Origin of the sequence: Corynebacterium hesseae (assembly GCF_037850265.1) — a bacterium.
Taxonomy (GTDB): domain Bacteria; phylum Actinomycetota; class Actinomycetes; order Mycobacteriales; family Mycobacteriaceae; genus Corynebacterium; species Corynebacterium hesseae.
In genome coordinates this window covers 1,296,659-1,312,981 of record NZ_CP137211.1, presented here as the reverse complement: position 1 = coordinate 1,312,981, position 16,323 = coordinate 1,296,659, and the positions used below count along the sequence as shown (strand labels likewise).

Genomic DNA, 16,323 nt, shown 5'->3' with positions numbered 1-16,323 from the left:
TTAGATACCGGCGTTCTCGCCGTTGGTGAGCAGCGTAAAGAGGGTGGCCATGCGCACGTGGACACCGTTGTGGACCTGCTGGAGCACTGCGGTGTTGTCATAGTCAGCCACCGCATAGTTGATTTCCATGCCGCGGACCATGGGGCCCGGGTGCATGATGATGGCGTCCTTCTTCATGGCAGCAGCGCGGTCCTTGGACATCCCGTAAAGAGCTGCATACTCGCGGTGCGAGGGGAAGAAGCCGCCGTTCATACGCTCTGCTTGGACGCGCAGCATCATGACGACATCAGCCTTGGCCACCTCGGAGTCGAAGTCATGGGAGACGCGTACCGGCCAGGTGTCGACGCCAAAGGGCAGCAGCGTCGGCGGAGCGACAAGCGTAACCTCAGCGCCCAACGTCGACAGCAGGTCCACGTTGGAGCGCACGACGCGGGAGTGCAGGCAGTCACCGACGATGGTGACGTTCAGGCCCTCGAAGCCGGTGCCAGAGGCGGAGCGATCCGTACCAAGGTGTAGCCGCTGGCGCATCGTGACGGCGTCGAGAAGCGCCTGCGTGGGGTGCTGGTGGGCACCATCGCCGGCGTTAATCACGCTCGGTCCCTGTCCTCTCGGTGCTACCCAACCGGCCAGCTGCTGCGCCGCGCCGGAGGAAGGATGGCGGATGATGATGGCATCGGCGCCGATGGAGGTCAGCGTCAGCCCAGTGTCCTTGAGGGACTCGCCCTTCTTCACCGAGGAAGTCGAGGCAGACAGGTTGATGACATCCGCCGACATCCACTTTCCCGCCGTTTCAAAGGAGGAACGAGTACGGGTGGAGTTCTCATAGAACAACGTAAACACGGTTCGCCCGCGCAGGGTCGGCAGCTTCTTGACTTCGCGGCCGTCCAAGGCTTCCCGGAAACGGTCGGCCTCATCCATGAGCCCAAGGATTTCCTCGGCGCTGTGGTCGGCGATATTGATGAGGTGCTTCATTTATGCCTCCTTGCCGGGCTGTGCAGTGAAGCGGGTAAGAACGACGGCGTCCCGGCCATCGATGTCGGCGTTGTATACGGTGACGTCCTCGTCGCGTGCGGTGGGGATGTTCTTGCCCACGTAATCAGCACGGATGGGAACCTGGCGGTGTCCGCGGTCCACGAGGACGGCAAGTTGGATGATGTCGGGGCGCCCGATATCTGCCAGGGCATCTAACGCAGCGCGGATGGTGCGGCCGGAATACAGCACATCATCAACAAGGATGACCGTGGCGCCGTTGATACCACCGGCTGGGACTGTGGTGGGCTGCAATGCCCGGTGCGGGCGGGCATATAGATCGTCGCGGTACAACGTGATGTCAAGGGAGCCCCAGGGAACCTCCACCCCGGAGAATTCCTCAATCTTTTCGGCAAGGCGCTGCGCCAAAGGCACGCCACCAGAGGGAATGCCTAAGAGCAGGACTCGAGGAGATTCACTCGAATCAAGCGCCGTTTTCTCAATGATCTGGTGCGCGATGCGTGCGACAGTACGCGCGACGTCTTTCGAGCTCAGCAGCTCGTTGGACTCCGCGTGGGTGCCGGTTTCACTCATCGTGACCTCCTTCCCCGCCTCACGGTGCGGTCTTTAAAGGATGTCGGACAATGGTTAATAGGCTTGTCTATGCTTGAAAGCCAGCACCAACCATAGCACTCTTCATCCGTGCTGTATACGCCCTCGCACCCCCGAATTTTCTCAGGCAGGTCCATAGACAGTGAGTTTTACTACCCAGCACGTTGTTCCAGCCCCGCGCGAAGAGGTATGGCAATGGCACACCCGCCCCGGGGCGCTCGCCCGCCTCACCGCGCCATTTGGATTCATGTCTCCCCTGCAGCAGGCAGAGTCACTGGCAGACGGAACATCGGTCTTGAGCTTGCCTGGCGGCCTGAAATGGGTTGCCCGGCATGATTTGAGTAGGTACCAGCCGCGGCGTTCCTTTGCGGATGTGTGCATCAACGCCCCCTTCCGTTCGCTGGCCAACTGGCGCCATGAACACCTCTTTGAGGATCACCCGGAAGGCACACTCATCACCGACAAGGTGGACACACGCATTCCCACGGGTGCGGTGGAGTCGGTCTTTGCCTACCGCCAGCAACAGCTCATCGAAGACTTTCGCTTTGCCCAACGGCTCGGTGAGCTCAACGCCGAGCCCCGCACAATAGCGATTACGGGAACGCACGGGACGGTTGGCGCTGCTGTGGCCGCCCAACTTGGCACCTTGGGCCATACCGTCGTTCCTTTAGTGCGCTCCTCCCCGGGTGCCGGCGAACGCTTGTGGCGCCCAAACATTCCCGCCAAGGATTTGTTAGAGGGAATCGATGTTCTCATCCACCTAGCCGGGGAGCCAATCTTCGGTCGTTTTAATTCCGCTCACAAGGAGGCGATCCGGGATTCGCGCGTGGGCCCCACTCACCTGTTGGCCCAGCTTGTAGCCCAGACACCGTCCGTGTCAGCGATGGTCTGCGCCTCCGCCATCGGCATCTACGGTCCGGACCGGGGCGACGAGGATCTCACCGAAGAATCGGAACGTGGAGATGGTTTCCTCGCCGACGTCGTGGGGGCGTGGGAGGAGGCCTGCGCGCCGGCGCGCGAGGCGGGAAAGCGCGTGGTGAACCTGCGCACCGGCATAGTGCAATCAGCCAACGCGGGTATCCTCCCGCTGCTGCGTGCACTGTTTTCTACTGGACTCGGCGGCACGTTCGGCAAGGGCACCATGTGGAATAGCTGGGTTGCACAGGACGATCTTTCAGACATGTTTGTCCGCGCCGCGCTCGACCCAGAGTCGCAGGGCGCGATCAACGCGGTCTCCCCGCAGCCGGTGCTCAACCGAGACTACGTCGACGCCCTCGGCGCACTGCTCCACCGCCCCACTTTTATGCCCATTCCCAGCATCGGGCCCGCCCTTCTGCTGGGTAAGGAAGGCGCACGCGAGCTCGCACTGGCTAACCAGAAGGTGGTGCCCAGCCGGCTGGAGAATCTGGGCCACGTCTTCCGCTACCCAGAGTTAAAACCAGCGCTTGCCCACGAACTCGGCGGCGAACAGCTCGTCGATGCCCCCACCTGCGCACCCGAGGAGGACGGCTCCGGTAGTGTCGGGGCCGGAAAAGATTAAGAAATATGTAGCAAGTAGCAAAGTGAGTAGAAGAATTGACGGACACCACTAATCACGACGACGCGCAGCAGCGCCAGCTGCAGCCCGACACCCCCATCGAGGAGGTCACCCTCGAGCGCATCGCGGAGATCTTTGAGTCAGAGAACTTGGAGTACCGCATCGAAGAGCAAAAGACCCAGGACGGCCAGACGGTCAACCTTTTGCGCACCGGTTTCTCCAACGCCGCCATTGCCTTCCAGCTCGTTGGCTCCTCACTCATCGTCGATTCCGTGTGGCGCGGCTCGGTCCCCGCCTCCGAGGGGCCTGCGCTCCTCATGCACATCAACGCGTGGAACCAGGACCATTTCACCCCGACTTTCCGCTTCTTCGAGGCACCCGATAACGCCTTGGCGGTCTCTGGTGCGCGTGATCTCGACGTGACACATGGTGCCTCCCGCAACCAGCTTGGCGCGTTCGTCATGTCTACCTTGGATGCCGTGTTGCAGTCCTTCGAGTGGATTGAACAGCAGTACCCGCAGCTCGTGACCTGGAAGGAGCACAACCATGACTAATCCGACAACCACCGCCGCCGAAGACCCGCACGCACTGCCGGAGGTCACCCTCGACCGCATCATCGAGGCGATGAAGACCTTCGACATCGAACTCGAGCCAGTCACCGGCCGCGACGATGCCGCCACTGCAAACCTCAACGGTCTGCCCTGCATGTTCGCCGTGTTGGAGAGCGTTGCCATCGTGCGCTGTGATGTGCCGACGGACGTCAACTACGCCAAGGCTGATGCAGGCCTTTTCCTGGCGGCCAACCAGATCAACTCCGTGGCCATGGGTGCCCGCGCGGTGATCGCGGACTTCGACGGCATGCTCCTCGTTCGCACTGAGGCCGACCTTCCGTGCGCGGCCGGGATGACCGACGAACAACTCGCAGCCGCACTGCGCGCCTCCGTGGACGGCGTCATCAACGCCCAGAACGCCATGGTCGCCGCCGCCGAAGAAATGGCCAAGCTCGGGTCCGAGTCCGCCGCGCAGGCAGGCGAGGGATCCGAGGACGCCCAGGGTGAACAGCAGTGACCGATCTCCACGTGGTTGAGCCGGTCACCATCGACCGGTTGGCGCAGTTGTGCGAGCTTATCGACGCCGACTATGCCCTCGTCGAGGCAGCACCGGAAGCCACCGAGGACGCTGACACTGGCGACACCGCATCCGCGCGGCGCGTGCTGCAGACCGGTGTCCCCCATATCGCGGTGCACTGTGACCTTGACGCCGAGGGTGACGTGTTGAGCGCCTTCGCCTCCTGGGAAGGCACGCTTCCCGCACACCTGGAGCAAGACGTGGCCGCCGCCGTGGCGGAGCTGAACTGGGCTAGCGTTGCACCGACGTTGAGTTACCTCGTGGAAGAGGATGCAAAGGGAAACGAGGAAATCCACCTAGGAGCCAACCGCGCCATGGCTGTGGGCGAAGGCCTCTCCTTGGCCCAGCTGGGCCACTTCCTGCTGAGCTCGCTCGCCAGCTTCGCGGAAATCTTCGATATCGTGGCGCAGCGCTTCCCGCAGGCAGTCACCTGGGATAAGGAGGAGCAAGCATGAGCCACAACTCGACAACGAACCAGAATGCATCCGTAGGTTCCGATCCCTTCGATATCATGTCCGGCTCACCACTGCCCGCCGTGAGCCGGGATCGCGTGCTCACCGCGCTGAACAGCACCGAACTGGACATGGCGGCCACTGCGCACCCGGAGGATGCGACTGCCGCAGTTGCCCGCCTCAACGATCTGGACTGGGTCATCACCGTGGAAGAGGGCCTCGTGCGCATCGAGTGCGTACTCTCCACGCAGCTCAACGCCGACATGCTCCCCATCTTCCACGTCCTGTGCAATGAGTTCAATGCAGGCGCATTCGATGGGCGCGCGCTCGTCGGGCTGGTCGAGGATGAGGTGGAGCTGCGCGGTGACGCCTGCTTCGTCACCACTGCCGGACTGAACGAAGACCAGCTCTTCCACGCGCTTAACGTGGGCGTCATCAATGCCCAAGAAGCTCTGCTCTCTGTTCTCGATACCTTCAACGCCGCGGCCCGTGAACTTGCCCGCGACGTCGATGACGCAGAAAGCGACTAGCTCTTAGTCGGCGTCCTTAATGCGCTGGCGCTCTACTTCCGGATCAAAGTCGGGCGCTGGCCATTCCAGGTCCAGGTGGCGTAGGAGATCCACGATGAGGAACTTCAGCGCCATCCGGGCATACTTTTTATTATCGGTGGGGATGACGTACCAGGGTGCGTAGTTTTCATCTGTGCGCCGAATGGCATCCTGATAGGCCGCCATGTAGTCATCCCAATAGGCCCGCTCTTCCACATCGGAAGGGTCATATTTCCAGAACTTGTCCTCCCGTTCCGTGCGCTCCAGTAGGTTCTTCTTCTGCGCGTCCTTGGACAGATGCAAGAAAACCTTGATGACCTTGACGCCCTTCGCCGTCAGATCCAGCTCATAGTCGCGGATGGCTTCGATGCGTCGGTCCACTTCTTCTTCATCGACCCACTCGTGTACGCGTTGGATGAGGACATCTTCGTAGTGCGAGCGATCAAAGGCCACGATTTGCCCCGGCTGTGGGTCATGCTTGCGGATGCGCCACAAGAAGTCGTGTTCTAATTCCTCCTCGGTGGGCTTACCAAAGCTCACGGTCGTGGTTCCCTGAGGGTCAAAGGTGTTCAACACGTGGCGGATAGCCCCGCCCTTGCCCGAGGTATCCATGCCCTGCAAGACAATGAGCACCGCTGGGGCGTCCTCACCATAGCTGCGACCATTGGCAAAAAGCCGCTCTTGGAATTCATACAGCTCATCATCGTACTTGGAGAAGCGAGCGGCGAGCTCCTCCTTATCGCCGTCAAAACCGGGGGTTGCCGAAGCATCGACCGAATCAATCTGAAAATTCTTGCCAGCGCGCAGGGACAGTGCGTCCTCAATCTTGAATTTCGCCATGGGTCCCACCCTACCCAGGCGCTGTCTAAGCACCCAGAGTGAACAAGCCTCGCAGCAATGCGCTGAGCGCCCCCAAGCTTGCCAGCGATAGCGAGAGCTTATGCGCCTTGTCCCGTGAGACCCGTCCTGCAATCTTCTTACCTAGGAAGATGCCAATGCACATGCCAACGACGCCGCAGGGCCACACCAGCCAGTGCAAGCCCTCAAAACCGCCGGATCCCAAGAAGAATTTGGTCAACACCGACGACAGGCCGCCAATGAAGAAGCAGGGCTGTAGGGTTGGCGCGAGGACCTCCTTGGGCCACCGCGCAGCCTGCGCATACACAGTGATGACCGGGCCGGCCACGCCCGCAAGCGTGTTGGTGAACCCACCCAAGATGCCCGCGGAAATGGCTGGGCCCGTACCGCGCATCTCCGGGACGAACTTTCGCCCGAAGACCACCACACCCAACGCGATCAACAAGGCCGCGCCAACGAGTACCAACAATGCTGCGGTATCAATACGCGCGATGAGCAGGGCTGCCGGGATTGAGCCGAGGATCATGAAGGGGCCGATGCGCAGCCACTTTCCCCAATCCACGTTCTCACGCATCGAATAGGTCGTGAGAACAGCGTTAAGGCAGGCCAAAACATTGATGACCATGATGCCTTCCACCGGGCCGAGGAAGAGGGTCAGGATTGGTCCACCAATGAGGCCAAGGCCCATGCCGGACACTCGTTGCAGGCAGGAGCCAGCTAGAACTGTGAAGAGAACAACGAGCGGTATTGCCAGTACAGACATGTCCCCTTAGCCTCGGTACCGTTCCATGACAGCAGCAGCCACATGCTCCGGGAACATACCCGTGACGTCGCCTCCGTAGTGTGCCACCTGCTTGCACAGCGAGGAGGAAATGTAGCCGTACTTCTCATCTGTTAGCAAGAAGACCGTATCGATTCCGGAAAGGCGCCGGTTCATCTGCGCCATGGGCAGCTCGTATTCATAGTCCAAGGAGGAGCGAAGGCCCTTCACAATCGTGTCTATGCCATGCGCGCTGGTGTAGTCCACGAGCAGACCGCCCCACCAGTCCACCTCGATTTCCGGGGCGACGGTACGGCGAATCAAATCCACGCGCTCCTCCACGCTGAACAACCCGGAAGGCTTGTCTGGGTTGCCCGTCACCAGCACCGTGACCTTGTCAAAGAGCTCGCTCGCACGGTTAAACACGTCAACGTGCCCTAGCGTGATGGGATCGAAAGAGCCGGGGCATACGGCGTGGGTCGGCATGGCTAGTCCTCCTGGTTGTCGGTGTGATTGGTGTCCGAGGTCTCCGCGTCGCGGTGATAAATCGCCATATCAAAACGCGCGATACCGAAGGTCCGCTTCTTGAGCTTCTGACCGGTGGGCTCGAAACCTTCCGGCCATTGTGTCTGTGGGGAATCTACATGGCGCTCGATGACAACAATCGCGGCATCATCCAGCACCGGCTCGATCGCCGCGAGAAGTCCGTCGACGTCATCGAAGCTATACGGCGGATCCGCGAGCACCATGTCGAAATAGCCGCGCGGTGCGGTGGCCAGGTAGGAGGAGGCATTCATTTCTCGTACCTCGACGCGCGGGTGCTTGACCACCCCAATGTTGTGGCGGATGACTTTTACGGCCGCGGCGTTGTTCTCCACGAGGACGACTTCTTCGGCACCGCGGCTGGCCGCCTCCAGACCCAGCGCACCTGAGCCCGCAAACAGATCCAGCACGCGGGAATCAATGAAACCCCAACGCACGTTCAGAGATGAGAAAAGTCCCTCACGGGCACGGTCGGACGTGGGCCTCGTCCCGGCTTCGGGCACCTTGATGGTGCGCCCGCGGGCCTCCCCGGCGATGATTCTGGTCATGGCTTCTACCCTATCTCCCCTGTCCCAGCCGCGGAGACTCCCCTAGTTCTTCTCCAAAAATCCCTGCTCATCGGCGCTCAGATTGTGCGTCAACTGCTCCGCCAGGTCAGGATTGCGCTCAACCAATGCGGCGGCATCGGCATGCGTGCGCTCGATGATGTCCCTGTCATAAACAAGGTCGAGCAATTTGAGCGTGCGCTTCGTGCCGGATTGGAGTGTTCCTAAGATGTCGCCTTCGTGGCGTTGCGTGAGATCCAATTCGGCAAGGTCAAAGCCGGACGGCGTATCCGCAATGGCTTTAATGCGCCGAAAGGACTTGCTGTCTGGCTCGGCCAGCGTATGCAGCAAACACACGGATTCGTTTCCCCCGCGGCCCACGCGCCCGCGCAGCTGATGTAACTGCGAAACTCCAAAATTCTCCGATTCACGGATGAGCATGACGGTGGCGTTGGGCACATCGACGCCGACCTCGATGACCGTGGTGGCCACGAGGACGTCAATCTCCCCGCGGGCGAATCGCTCCATCACCTCATCCTTATCGGGCATCTTGCCGTGGAGCATCTCCACTCGAAGCCCGCGAAAAGGTAGGTTGCGCAATTGCAAAGACATGGTTTCCACCCCGCCCTCGCCTTCAATTCGCGGGCAGACGATATAGGCCTGGTGGCCTTTGCTCACCTCTTCGCGAATGCGCTCGATGGCGCGGCGCACCCATTCCGGTTTCCATTCAGGCACCACCGCGGAAAGGATGGGTTTGCGCCCACCGGGAAGCTCCTTGAGCGTCGAGACTGCCAGGTCACCGAAGACGGTCATGGCAATGGTGCGCGGAATGGGGGTTGCTGTCATCACCAGCACGTGCGGGCTGATGCCCTCACGCGTCTTGGTGCGCAGACTATCGCGCTGCTCCACGCCGAAACGGTGTTGCTCATCCACGATGACCAGGCCAAGATCGAAAAACTCTACGCTGTCCTGGATGATGGCGTGGGTGCCGATGACGATATCGGCCTCACCAGAAACAATCTCCAGCAGCGCCTTGCGCTTCTCCGCCGTCTTCATCGACCCTGTCAAGACCGTAACGGTGACACCATCCGGAACGCTGGCGCTTATCGACGCCCCATGCTGCGCCGCCAGCACCTCCGTCGGCGCCAGGAGCGCGGCCTGCTTGCCGGCGTCTACCGCTTGCAGCATGGCGCACGTGGCAACGAGCGTTTTTCCCGAACCCACCTCGCCTTGCAGCAGTCGCATCATGGGCGCGGTGCCGCAGAGATCAGCATCGATTTCGGCGATGACGCGGCGTTGGCCGTCGGTTAGCGCAAAGGGCAGCTCAGAAAGCAGCTCATCGCGGTAGCCCTCCAGAATGGCTGGCATTGGGGTTGCCGTGCGCGCCTTGACGTCGCGCTGACGAAGGGCCATGACCAATCCGATCGACAAGGCCTCGTTGTATTTCAGACGCTGGATGGCGCGTTCCGGCCCGCTGTCTCCCGGTTCGTGGATTTCGCGCACTGCCTGATCGAGCGTCACCATCATCCGATAGTCCAGCGGCTCCGGAATAGGCGGGGTGTGTTCGAGGACCTTGTGGATGGCACCCATGATGTACCACGACGTCACCTTCCCGCTGGCCGGGTAGACGGGGATCCATTCACGTTGCAAGAAGGTGTCTAGTGAACCGAACTGGGAGAGCTTCTTGAGCGAGCCTGTCCCCTGCCCGGTTGCGCTATCCAGCAGGGACTCCTGATAGCGGCCGGGATCAAGGATGAGGAAGTCGGGGTGCTGCAGGCTGGGATATCCGCGAAAGTACTTCAGCTTGCCGGAGAGCATGACGCGCATACCTCGGCCCAGCACGCGCTGGACGTAGTGCGCGTTAAAGAAGGAGGCTTGGACTCCGTTATCCATGTAGAGGATAAACACCATGGCTTTAGAGGTGTGCTTGACGCGGGCCTCCTCAATGACGCCGGTGATGGTGACGTGATCTCCGTCCTCGGCACCGCCGAGGCCCACGTCCTTGTTGTGGCGGATATAGTCACGCGGATAATGGCTAAGCAGCTCCCCGCACGTGGTGTAGCCGAAGGCGCGCTTGAACGCCGCGGCATCCTTCTTTGCCAGTACTTCCGTCAGCGCCCGATCGTCTTGCCATCCCAGCATGGTCTACTCCACCCCGATCTCCGTGCGCAATCCGGGAACTCGAAGCACAACGACGTCGACACCAAGAATCTGCGTCAACTCTTCAGCATCGATGTCACAGCCGGACAACACAGTGATTTGTTCGCCCCCATAGGCCAACTGGGTGCGGCATGCCGCGATGATGCCGTCGAGGCTTTCTGTTTCCGGATGAGCCACCCGCATGGAACGCGCGGCATCGGACATAGCGGCCACTACTTCGGCCGAACGAGAGGGGTTGGGCGAGTACACCGATAGCGCGGCGAGCCCGGCCACGATGGAGCCAGTCGGTATGACTGTCGCCCTGCCTGGATCTCCACCGCACCCGTTGGGCAGGAAAAGATCGCCTGCCGCAGCATGTTCCAGATCCTCGCCGGGCCCAATTGCTCGCGCCCCAGCCTTCTCAAATAGCTCCCGCGCGGCCCCTTCGGGCACCGCGGCAAAAATACGCCGCTGCGGGCTCTCGCCCTCGCTGTGCTCCGTGGCGCACTCCCCCGCCTCTGCGGGCGGCAGCGCCTCGAGCCGCAGGTTGCTGACCTTTCCCAGGCCGTAGGCCTTTTCGATCACCGTGCCGGCCTCCGGACTATGGATGTGAACGCTGCCAGAGGTGTCCGTCGCCCGCGCGATGACGAGGCTATTGCCCAGCGAGGCCAATGTTTGTTCAACCTCAGCGAGGTTTCCCTCGAAGAAGAAGACGACTTCGATCTCTGCAAGCTCCTCAGGTTTCTCTGGCACCGAAACGCTCAACGGCTGGTTGGCGGGTTCTTCACCGGTGACCTGTGCAAGGAGGCACTCCAGCAGAATCACGAAGCCGGTACCGCCGGCATCCACGACACCTGCCTCGCGCAGCGCGGGCAGTTGCGACGGAGTCTGCGCCAGGGCCTGCCGTGCGGCGTCTAACGCTGCAACCAGGATGCCGTGTAGCTGGGCACCGGGCTGCCCGGCGGCCTCACTGGCAGCGGCCGCTGCAGCGCGCAAAACGGTGATGATGGTGCCTTCTACTGGGGCGGCAAGCGCGCGATCGACCAACGTGACAGCCAGCGTCAAAGCATCAGCGAGGACCGCACCATCCACGCGCGAGTCCGTTGTGGCATCGGCAACGCCACGCAGCACCTGCGAGAGCACCATCCCCGAGTTGCCGCGGGCACCGCGCACCGAACCGATGGCCAATGCTTCAGCGACGTCCGCCTCACCCTTATCGGCCTCCGCCAAGGCGGACTCCATGGTGTGCGCCATGTTGGATCCCGTGTCCGAATCGGGCACCGGGAAAACGTTGAGGGCATTGATTTCAGCGCGGCGGCGCTGCAGCTCCTCCACGGTTCGTGCGGCCCACTCATGCAGACCACGAGCGTCCAACTCGGCGGGATATGACATGGTGGCTAGTTTACAAGCGCCAGTCCACCGCGGGGACGCCACGGGCCTCTAAGGCCGCGTTTGCGCGGGAGAAAGGGCGCGAGCCGAAGAAGCCACGCCGCGCTGACAGCGGCGAGGGATGCGGGGAAGTAATGCAGTCCGTGCCCGGTAGGTAGGCCTGGCAGGACTGGGCGTCGCGGCCCCACAGGATGGCCACGATATCGCGCCCCGCCAGCGCCCTAATGGCTGCCTCGGTAATCGCCTCCCACCCGAGCCGGCGGTGCGAACCCGCCTGGCCCGGGGCCACGGTGAGTACCCGGTTGAGCAGTAGTACGCCCTGGTCAAACCAGGCCCGCAGGTCACCATCGGCGCGGCCGGGGATGCCGAGGTCGGCGCCAAGCTCGGCGTAGATATTCTTCAGCGAACGCGGTGCCGGCACGCCCGGCCGCGTGGAGAAGGACAAGCCCATGGCATGCCCCGGCGTGGGATAGGGATCCTGGCCCACGATGAGCACCCGCACGTCCTCGAGGGGCATCGACAGGGCGGCAAAGACGTCCTCGGCCGGCGGCAAGAACTCTGCCCCAATCTCACGCTCGATGCGTGGGAGGTTGTCCTCCAAGGCCTGCCTGATGTGCGGCATCCACGAATAGTGGATGTGAGAAGTATCGATGTGGCTCACGCAAATCCCTCCCAGCCCTCGCTATAGCGAGGTTCCTCTCCATCGATGGTTACTCCGGTGCCGCGCATCACCCGGCCAATTTCCCGGAACCCGGAGGGGGCAGCCTTAAACGTCGTAGCCAACAGCGTGTGGTCCTCCCCACCCGCCAAGACCCACTCCCAAGGGTCGATGCCGAGCACCGCACCGGCGGCGGCCACAAGCGGATCGGGGGCAATGGCGCCGCGGTCAAAATCGATGCGCACCCCGGAGCGCTCAGCCAAGTGCCCCACATCGCGCACGAGACCATCCGAGTTATCCGTCATCGCGGTCGAGCCGGTTGCCCGAGCGATGACGCCGCGTCCGGGTGCGAGGGTGGGCGCGCAGTGGGCGTCGATCAGTGGCCAGAGCTCGTCCAGCTCCGGGGGCAGCGCGCGGCCGTAACGTTGCAAGAGGGCCAAGCCCGCCCCGGAATACCCAATCTTGCCGTGCGCCACTAGCTTCTGGCCCGCACGCGCACCATCCAGAGTTAACGGTGCGCCGCTTCCGCCCAAAGAGCCCATCGCTGTGACGTTGATGACCAGGCTGTCGCTGCGGGTCAAATCACCGCCGACCAGCTCGGCGTTGTACACCGCGCACCGCTCAGCAATGCCTTGCGCTATCCCCCGCACGAAATCCACCGGGGTATCGCCCGGGGCGGCGATCGCCAGAAGCGCTGCAGTGGGCCGAGCCCCCATTGCCTCAATATCGGCAAAGTTGCGCACGATGGCCTTGTGACCGACTTCCGCGGCGGTGGACCAGTCCCGCCGAAAATGCCGGCCCTCCACCATCATGTCCGTCGAGGCCACAGTGCGCGAATTAGGCGCCGCCGGATAAAGCACCGCGGCATCATCGCCGTTGAGTGCACTCGGCGCTGCGGTGACGATTTCATGGATAACGTGCCGTTCGCCGGCTTGGTCGAGGGTATGGGATAAACCCACCGTCACGGACTCCTTTTCCTTGCGCAGATGGCGCACCATTCTGGCACGCCTTCAACGTTCGTTCTTCTTGGGCTATCAGCGATAGGATAAGCCCCTATGGATACCCAATTTAACCGCACCGCTATATACATCTCACTCGGGATTGCCATCGCGATGGTCTTCGCGGTGATTTTTGGGGCAAAGTACGTCATCACCAGCGCCGCGCAACAGCCGGTGGCGCTGCCTCCCACTCCGTCTGAAGCAGCGGACTCCCCCGAATGCGCCGCTGTCGTCGACTCTCTGCCGGAAAAGCTCATGGGATACTCACGGGTCGAACTCGTCGACCCAGCCCCGGCGGGTGCCGCAGCCTGGACGAAGAGCTCGGAGGACAAAGTAACCCTGCGCTGTGGCGTTGACCTGCCGCAGCAGTTTACGGATTATTCCCAGACCATCGAGGCCGACGGCGAATCCTGGTTGCAGGTCATTGACGCCACCCCCGGCTCGAACCTCACGACGTGGTACAGCACCCAGCGCACTCCTGCGGTCGCCGTGACTACGTCTACAGGCGACGCACATTCCGACGCCCCGCAAGGGCTAACAGAAGCCCTCAACAAACTAGATAAAAAGCCTCAAGACCCCAATCCGGCACCGCTATCCAAACTCAAGGCAGGTCCGGATTCCATGTGCCCCGCGCTGGACAAGGCTCTGCCAGACTCACTCGCGGAGGGCTATACGCGCCGCACGGATGCTGGCGCTAAGAACACCTGGGTCTACAGCGCGCCGGGCCATGAGGAAATAGTCGTGCGCTGCGGTGTCGCCGCTCCGGAGAACTACCGCGCGGGCGTTCAGCTCCAGCAGGTTAATGACGTCCCTTGGTTCGAGGACACCACGCTGGCGGAAGGCACAACGGCCGGCACGTGGTTCGCACTCGGCCGCGCGGAGGACCTCGCGCTGTCTGCCCCGCAAGAGGCAGCGAACTCGGCGCTGGTGCGGCTTAGCGACGCCCTCGTTGAAGCCACCCCCGCTCAGTAGGTGTCGCGGCCTCTTTCTTCACCACCTTCCCTTCGCGCACGGCTCAGGGACTAGGAACGCGCGAGAGCGGTCTGGATGAGAGTATCGAGCAGTTCGGCGTAGCCCACTCCCACGGCGGCGAAGACCTGCGGGTACATCGAAATCGGCGTGAATCCAGGGAAGGTATTGATCTCGTTGATGCAATAAGAGTCTTCGCTAACGAAGAAATCCACGCGCGACAGCCCCGTAGCGCCCAGCGCCCGGAAGGCCTCGATGGCGCGCTGACGCAGCTCGTCGATGAGCTCCGCGCTTAGCGGCGCAGGAATCGCCGCCGACACTCCCTCATCGATGTACTTGGCATCGAAGTCATAAAAGCCTTCCTCCGACTCGGTGGTCCCCAAAAGCTTGGCCGGAACAGAGGCTTGCAGGCTTCCGTCCGGGTGCTCGAGGACGCCCACCTCAACCTCATCTCCGCGGATCTCAGGCTCGACTAGGACCTTGTCATCGGACTCATAAGCCAGGGTCAGCGCCGCGTCAAAATCTTCCCACGCGGAAACCTTGGAGACACCGATGGAGGAACCGCCCCGCGCCGGCTTCACGAAGACAGGCAAACCAAGGCGCTCTTTCTGGGCATCATTCAGCGTATCTCCACCGCTAAGCACTTCTTGGGGTGCGACGGGAAGACCTTCGGCCACTAGGAGCTTCTTGGTGAACTCCTTGTCCATACCCACCGCAGAGGCCAGTACGCCCGCGCCGACGTAGGGGATTCCGGAAAGCTCAAAAAGACCCTGTACCGTGCCATCTTCCCCATAAGGTCCATGGAGAACTGGAACGATGACATCCACCTCTGTGTAGTGCTCGTGGCGGGTGACATTGTGGATGCGCCCGCGTGTTGCGGGGTTGAGGGATAGCGCCAACTCATCGTGGAGTTCCACCTCAGGCAGGCGCCCATCGACGATGGCGAGGCCCGCGCGGTTGCCCTGGGTCCAGGTGCCTTCCCGCGTGATACCGATCGGCACGACCTCATACTTTTCTGGATCTAGGTGCTCCATGATCGCGCCGGCGGAAATGCATGACACCGAGTGCTCGGAGCTGCGGCCGCCGTACACAACGGCTACGCGCACAGGTTTCGCTTCAGTCATACCGAGCAACTTTACTCGGCTTTACTCAGCTTTCTTGGTACGACCCATCAGAGCGACGATCATGTCGTCGACAGTCACGCCACGGTGACACACTCCATAGACCGCCTGGGTAATGGGCATCTCCACGCCCGCGCGCTGCGCCAACCTAAAAATGGAATCGGAAGAGATAACGCCTTCCGCGACCTGCCCGTTAGTGGCCGCGGTAGCTTCCTCCAGAGTCCCGCCCTGGCCAAGGCGGTAGCCAAAGGTACGGTTGCGCGAGAGCGTCGAGCTGCACGTCGCCACAAGGTCACCCATTCCAGCTAGACCAGAGAAGGTAAATGGATCCGCGCCCAGTTTCACACCAAGGCGGGTAATCTCAGCAAGCCCGCGCGTGATAATGGTCGCCATCGTGTTATTGCCCAACCCCTTGCCAGCGGCCATACCACACGCAAGAGCAATAACGTTCTTGCAGGCGCCACCAATTTCTGCGCCGATAACATCGGTGTTGGTATAGGGGCGGAAATATGGAGCGGCAGCTGCGTGCTGGACGGCCTCCGCGCGGGCAGCATCGCTGCAGGCAATAACCGTAGCGGCCGGCTGCTCCTGAGCCACCTCCTTGGCCAAGTTGGGCCCTGAGAGCACGGCAATGCGGTCAGCGGATACGCCGGCGGCGTCCGCGATGACCTCGCTCATCAAGTTAAGCGTAGCTTTCTCCACGCCCTTCGAGATTGAGACCAAGGTAGCGTCCTCCGGCAAGAGCGGCGCCCATTTCTCCAGGTTTCCGCGAAGGGTTTGGGAAGGAACGCCGAAGATGACGATGTCTGCAGTTTTCAGAGCAGCGGCGGGTTCGGTGGTTGCCCGGATCGACTCAGGCAGTAAGAGCTCCGGGAGATAGTCCGGGTTTTCGTGGCGCGTGTTGATGGTGTTTGCCAGTTCCTCGCGGCGCGCCCACAAGCTGACGTCATTGCCGGCGTCAGCAAAGACTTTCGCCAGCGTGGTTCCCCACGAACCCGCGCCCATTACTGCCACGTTTGCCATGTGCCACCTCACGATCAATTCCACTGCATCGACTTTTCCCATTAAAGCACGCCCGGCATTGAAATACGTTCGGC

At 61.9% G+C, this 16,323-nt stretch carries 18 protein-coding genes; 6 read left to right on the top strand and 12 right to left on the bottom strand.

The genetic code is table 11. The annotated features are described in order from the left end of the window. Nucleotides 1-972 carry an aspartate carbamoyltransferase catalytic subunit gene (locus tag R3O64_RS06125; protein ID WP_143335038.1) on the bottom strand — a complete coding sequence of 324 codons (972 nt, stop codon included), beginning with the start codon at nucleotides 970-972 and terminating at the stop codon, nucleotides 1-3. Beyond that, nucleotides 973-1,563, bottom strand: coding sequence for a bifunctional pyr operon transcriptional regulator/uracil phosphoribosyltransferase PyrR (gene pyrR / locus R3O64_RS06120; RefSeq protein WP_070532978.1), 591 nt, complete (start codon nucleotides 1,561-1,563; stop codon nucleotides 973-975). It abuts the gene before it with no gap. A 160-nt stretch (nucleotides 1,564-1,723) separates the two neighbouring features. Here pyrR and R3O64_RS06115 point away from each other — a divergent pair, with 160 nt between their 5' ends. From R3O64_RS06115 to R3O64_RS06095, 5 genes are read left to right on the top strand one after another with little or no spacing between them, the layout of a single operon-like run. Beyond that, the gene (locus R3O64_RS06115; protein ID WP_070532980.1) at nucleotides 1,724-3,121 is read left to right on the top strand and encodes a TIGR01777 family oxidoreductase; all 1,398 of its coding nucleotides are present in this window, start codon (nucleotides 1,724-1,726) and stop codon (nucleotides 3,119-3,121) included. A 35-nt stretch (nucleotides 3,122-3,156) separates the two neighbouring features. Then, nucleotides 3,157-3,672, top strand: a complete 516-nt coding sequence (locus R3O64_RS06110; protein WP_070532981.1) for a YbjN domain-containing protein — start codon at nucleotides 3,157-3,159, stop codon at nucleotides 3,670-3,672. Further along, nucleotides 3,665-4,186: a YbjN domain-containing protein gene (locus R3O64_RS06105; RefSeq protein WP_070524347.1), complete on the top strand. Its 522-nt coding sequence runs from the start codon at nucleotides 3,665-3,667 to the stop codon at nucleotides 4,184-4,186. Before R3O64_RS06110 ends, R3O64_RS06105 begins: the two co-directional genes overlap by 8 nt. After that, the gene (locus tag R3O64_RS06100; protein ID WP_070683005.1) at nucleotides 4,183-4,701 is read left to right on the top strand and encodes a hypothetical protein; all 519 of its coding nucleotides are present in this window, start codon (nucleotides 4,183-4,185) and stop codon (nucleotides 4,699-4,701) included. The genes R3O64_RS06105 and R3O64_RS06100 overlap by 4 nt, the downstream gene beginning before the upstream one ends. Continuing rightward, nucleotides 4,698-5,228, top strand: a complete 531-nt coding sequence (locus tag R3O64_RS06095) for a hypothetical protein (RefSeq protein ID WP_070524349.1) — start codon at nucleotides 4,698-4,700, stop codon at nucleotides 5,226-5,228. Before R3O64_RS06100 ends, R3O64_RS06095 begins: the two co-directional genes overlap by 4 nt. 3 nt (nucleotides 5,229-5,231) lie before the next feature. Here the strand turns inward: R3O64_RS06095 and R3O64_RS06090 are convergent, their stop codons facing one another. From R3O64_RS06090 to R3O64_RS06055, 8 genes are read right to left on the bottom strand one after another with little or no spacing between them, the layout of a single operon-like run. Then, nucleotides 5,232-6,086, bottom strand: a complete 855-nt coding sequence (locus R3O64_RS06090; RefSeq protein ID WP_070564382.1) for a PPK2 family polyphosphate kinase — start codon at nucleotides 6,084-6,086, stop codon at nucleotides 5,232-5,234. Nucleotides 6,087-6,111: 25 nt separating this feature from the next. Next, entirely contained in the window at nucleotides 6,112-6,867 is a 756-nt protein-coding gene (locus tag R3O64_RS06085; protein WP_269948219.1) for a sulfite exporter TauE/SafE family protein, read from the bottom strand. 6 nt (nucleotides 6,868-6,873) lie between these two features. Then, nucleotides 6,874-7,350, bottom strand: coding sequence for a pantetheine-phosphate adenylyltransferase (gene coaD / locus R3O64_RS06080; protein ID WP_070596563.1), 477 nt, complete (start codon nucleotides 7,348-7,350; stop codon nucleotides 6,874-6,876). A gap of 2 nt (nucleotides 7,351-7,352) precedes the next feature. Further along, complete coding sequence (rsmD, locus tag R3O64_RS06075; RefSeq protein ID WP_070564376.1) at nucleotides 7,353-7,955, bottom strand: 16S rRNA (guanine(966)-N(2))-methyltransferase RsmD; 603 nt, start codon at nucleotides 7,953-7,955, stop codon at nucleotides 7,353-7,355. Nucleotides 7,956-7,997: 42 nt separating this feature from the next. Then, nucleotides 7,998-10,094: an ATP-dependent DNA helicase RecG gene (locus tag R3O64_RS06070; RefSeq protein WP_070524361.1), complete on the bottom strand. Its 2,097-nt coding sequence runs from the start codon at nucleotides 10,092-10,094 to the stop codon at nucleotides 7,998-8,000. 3 nt (nucleotides 10,095-10,097) lie between these two features. After that, complete coding sequence (locus R3O64_RS06065) at nucleotides 10,098-11,483, bottom strand: DAK2 domain-containing protein (RefSeq protein ID WP_339017506.1); 1,386 nt, start codon at nucleotides 11,481-11,483, stop codon at nucleotides 10,098-10,100. 10 nt (nucleotides 11,484-11,493) lie between these two features. Continuing rightward, complete coding sequence (locus R3O64_RS06060) at nucleotides 11,494-12,102, bottom strand: uracil-DNA glycosylase (protein ID WP_154762012.1); 609 nt, start codon at nucleotides 12,100-12,102, stop codon at nucleotides 11,494-11,496. Between the two features lie 35 nt (nucleotides 12,103-12,137). Beyond that, nucleotides 12,138-13,136 carry a thiamine-phosphate kinase gene (locus R3O64_RS06055; protein ID WP_070524368.1) on the bottom strand — a complete coding sequence of 333 codons (999 nt, stop codon included), beginning with the start codon at nucleotides 13,134-13,136 and terminating at the stop codon, nucleotides 12,138-12,140. 57 nt (nucleotides 13,137-13,193) lie between these two features. Here R3O64_RS06055 and R3O64_RS06050 point away from each other — a divergent pair, with 57 nt between their 5' ends. Continuing rightward, nucleotides 13,194-14,108, top strand: coding sequence for a DUF3515 domain-containing protein (locus R3O64_RS06050; RefSeq protein ID WP_070524370.1), 915 nt, complete (start codon nucleotides 13,194-13,196; stop codon nucleotides 14,106-14,108). A gap of 50 nt (nucleotides 14,109-14,158) precedes the next feature. Here R3O64_RS06050 and R3O64_RS06045 read toward each other — a convergent pair whose 3' ends face one another. Together R3O64_RS06045 and R3O64_RS06040 are read right to left on the bottom strand one after the other, a co-directional pair. Continuing rightward, the gene (locus R3O64_RS06045; protein ID WP_070685001.1) at nucleotides 14,159-15,229 is read right to left on the bottom strand and encodes a D-alanine--D-alanine ligase family protein; all 1,071 of its coding nucleotides are present in this window, start codon (nucleotides 15,227-15,229) and stop codon (nucleotides 14,159-14,161) included. Between the two features lie 21 nt (nucleotides 15,230-15,250). Then, nucleotides 15,251-16,249, bottom strand: coding sequence for an NAD(P)H-dependent glycerol-3-phosphate dehydrogenase (locus R3O64_RS06040; protein ID WP_070685003.1), 999 nt, complete (start codon nucleotides 16,247-16,249; stop codon nucleotides 15,251-15,253). Nucleotides 16,250-16,323: the final 74 nt, after the last annotated feature.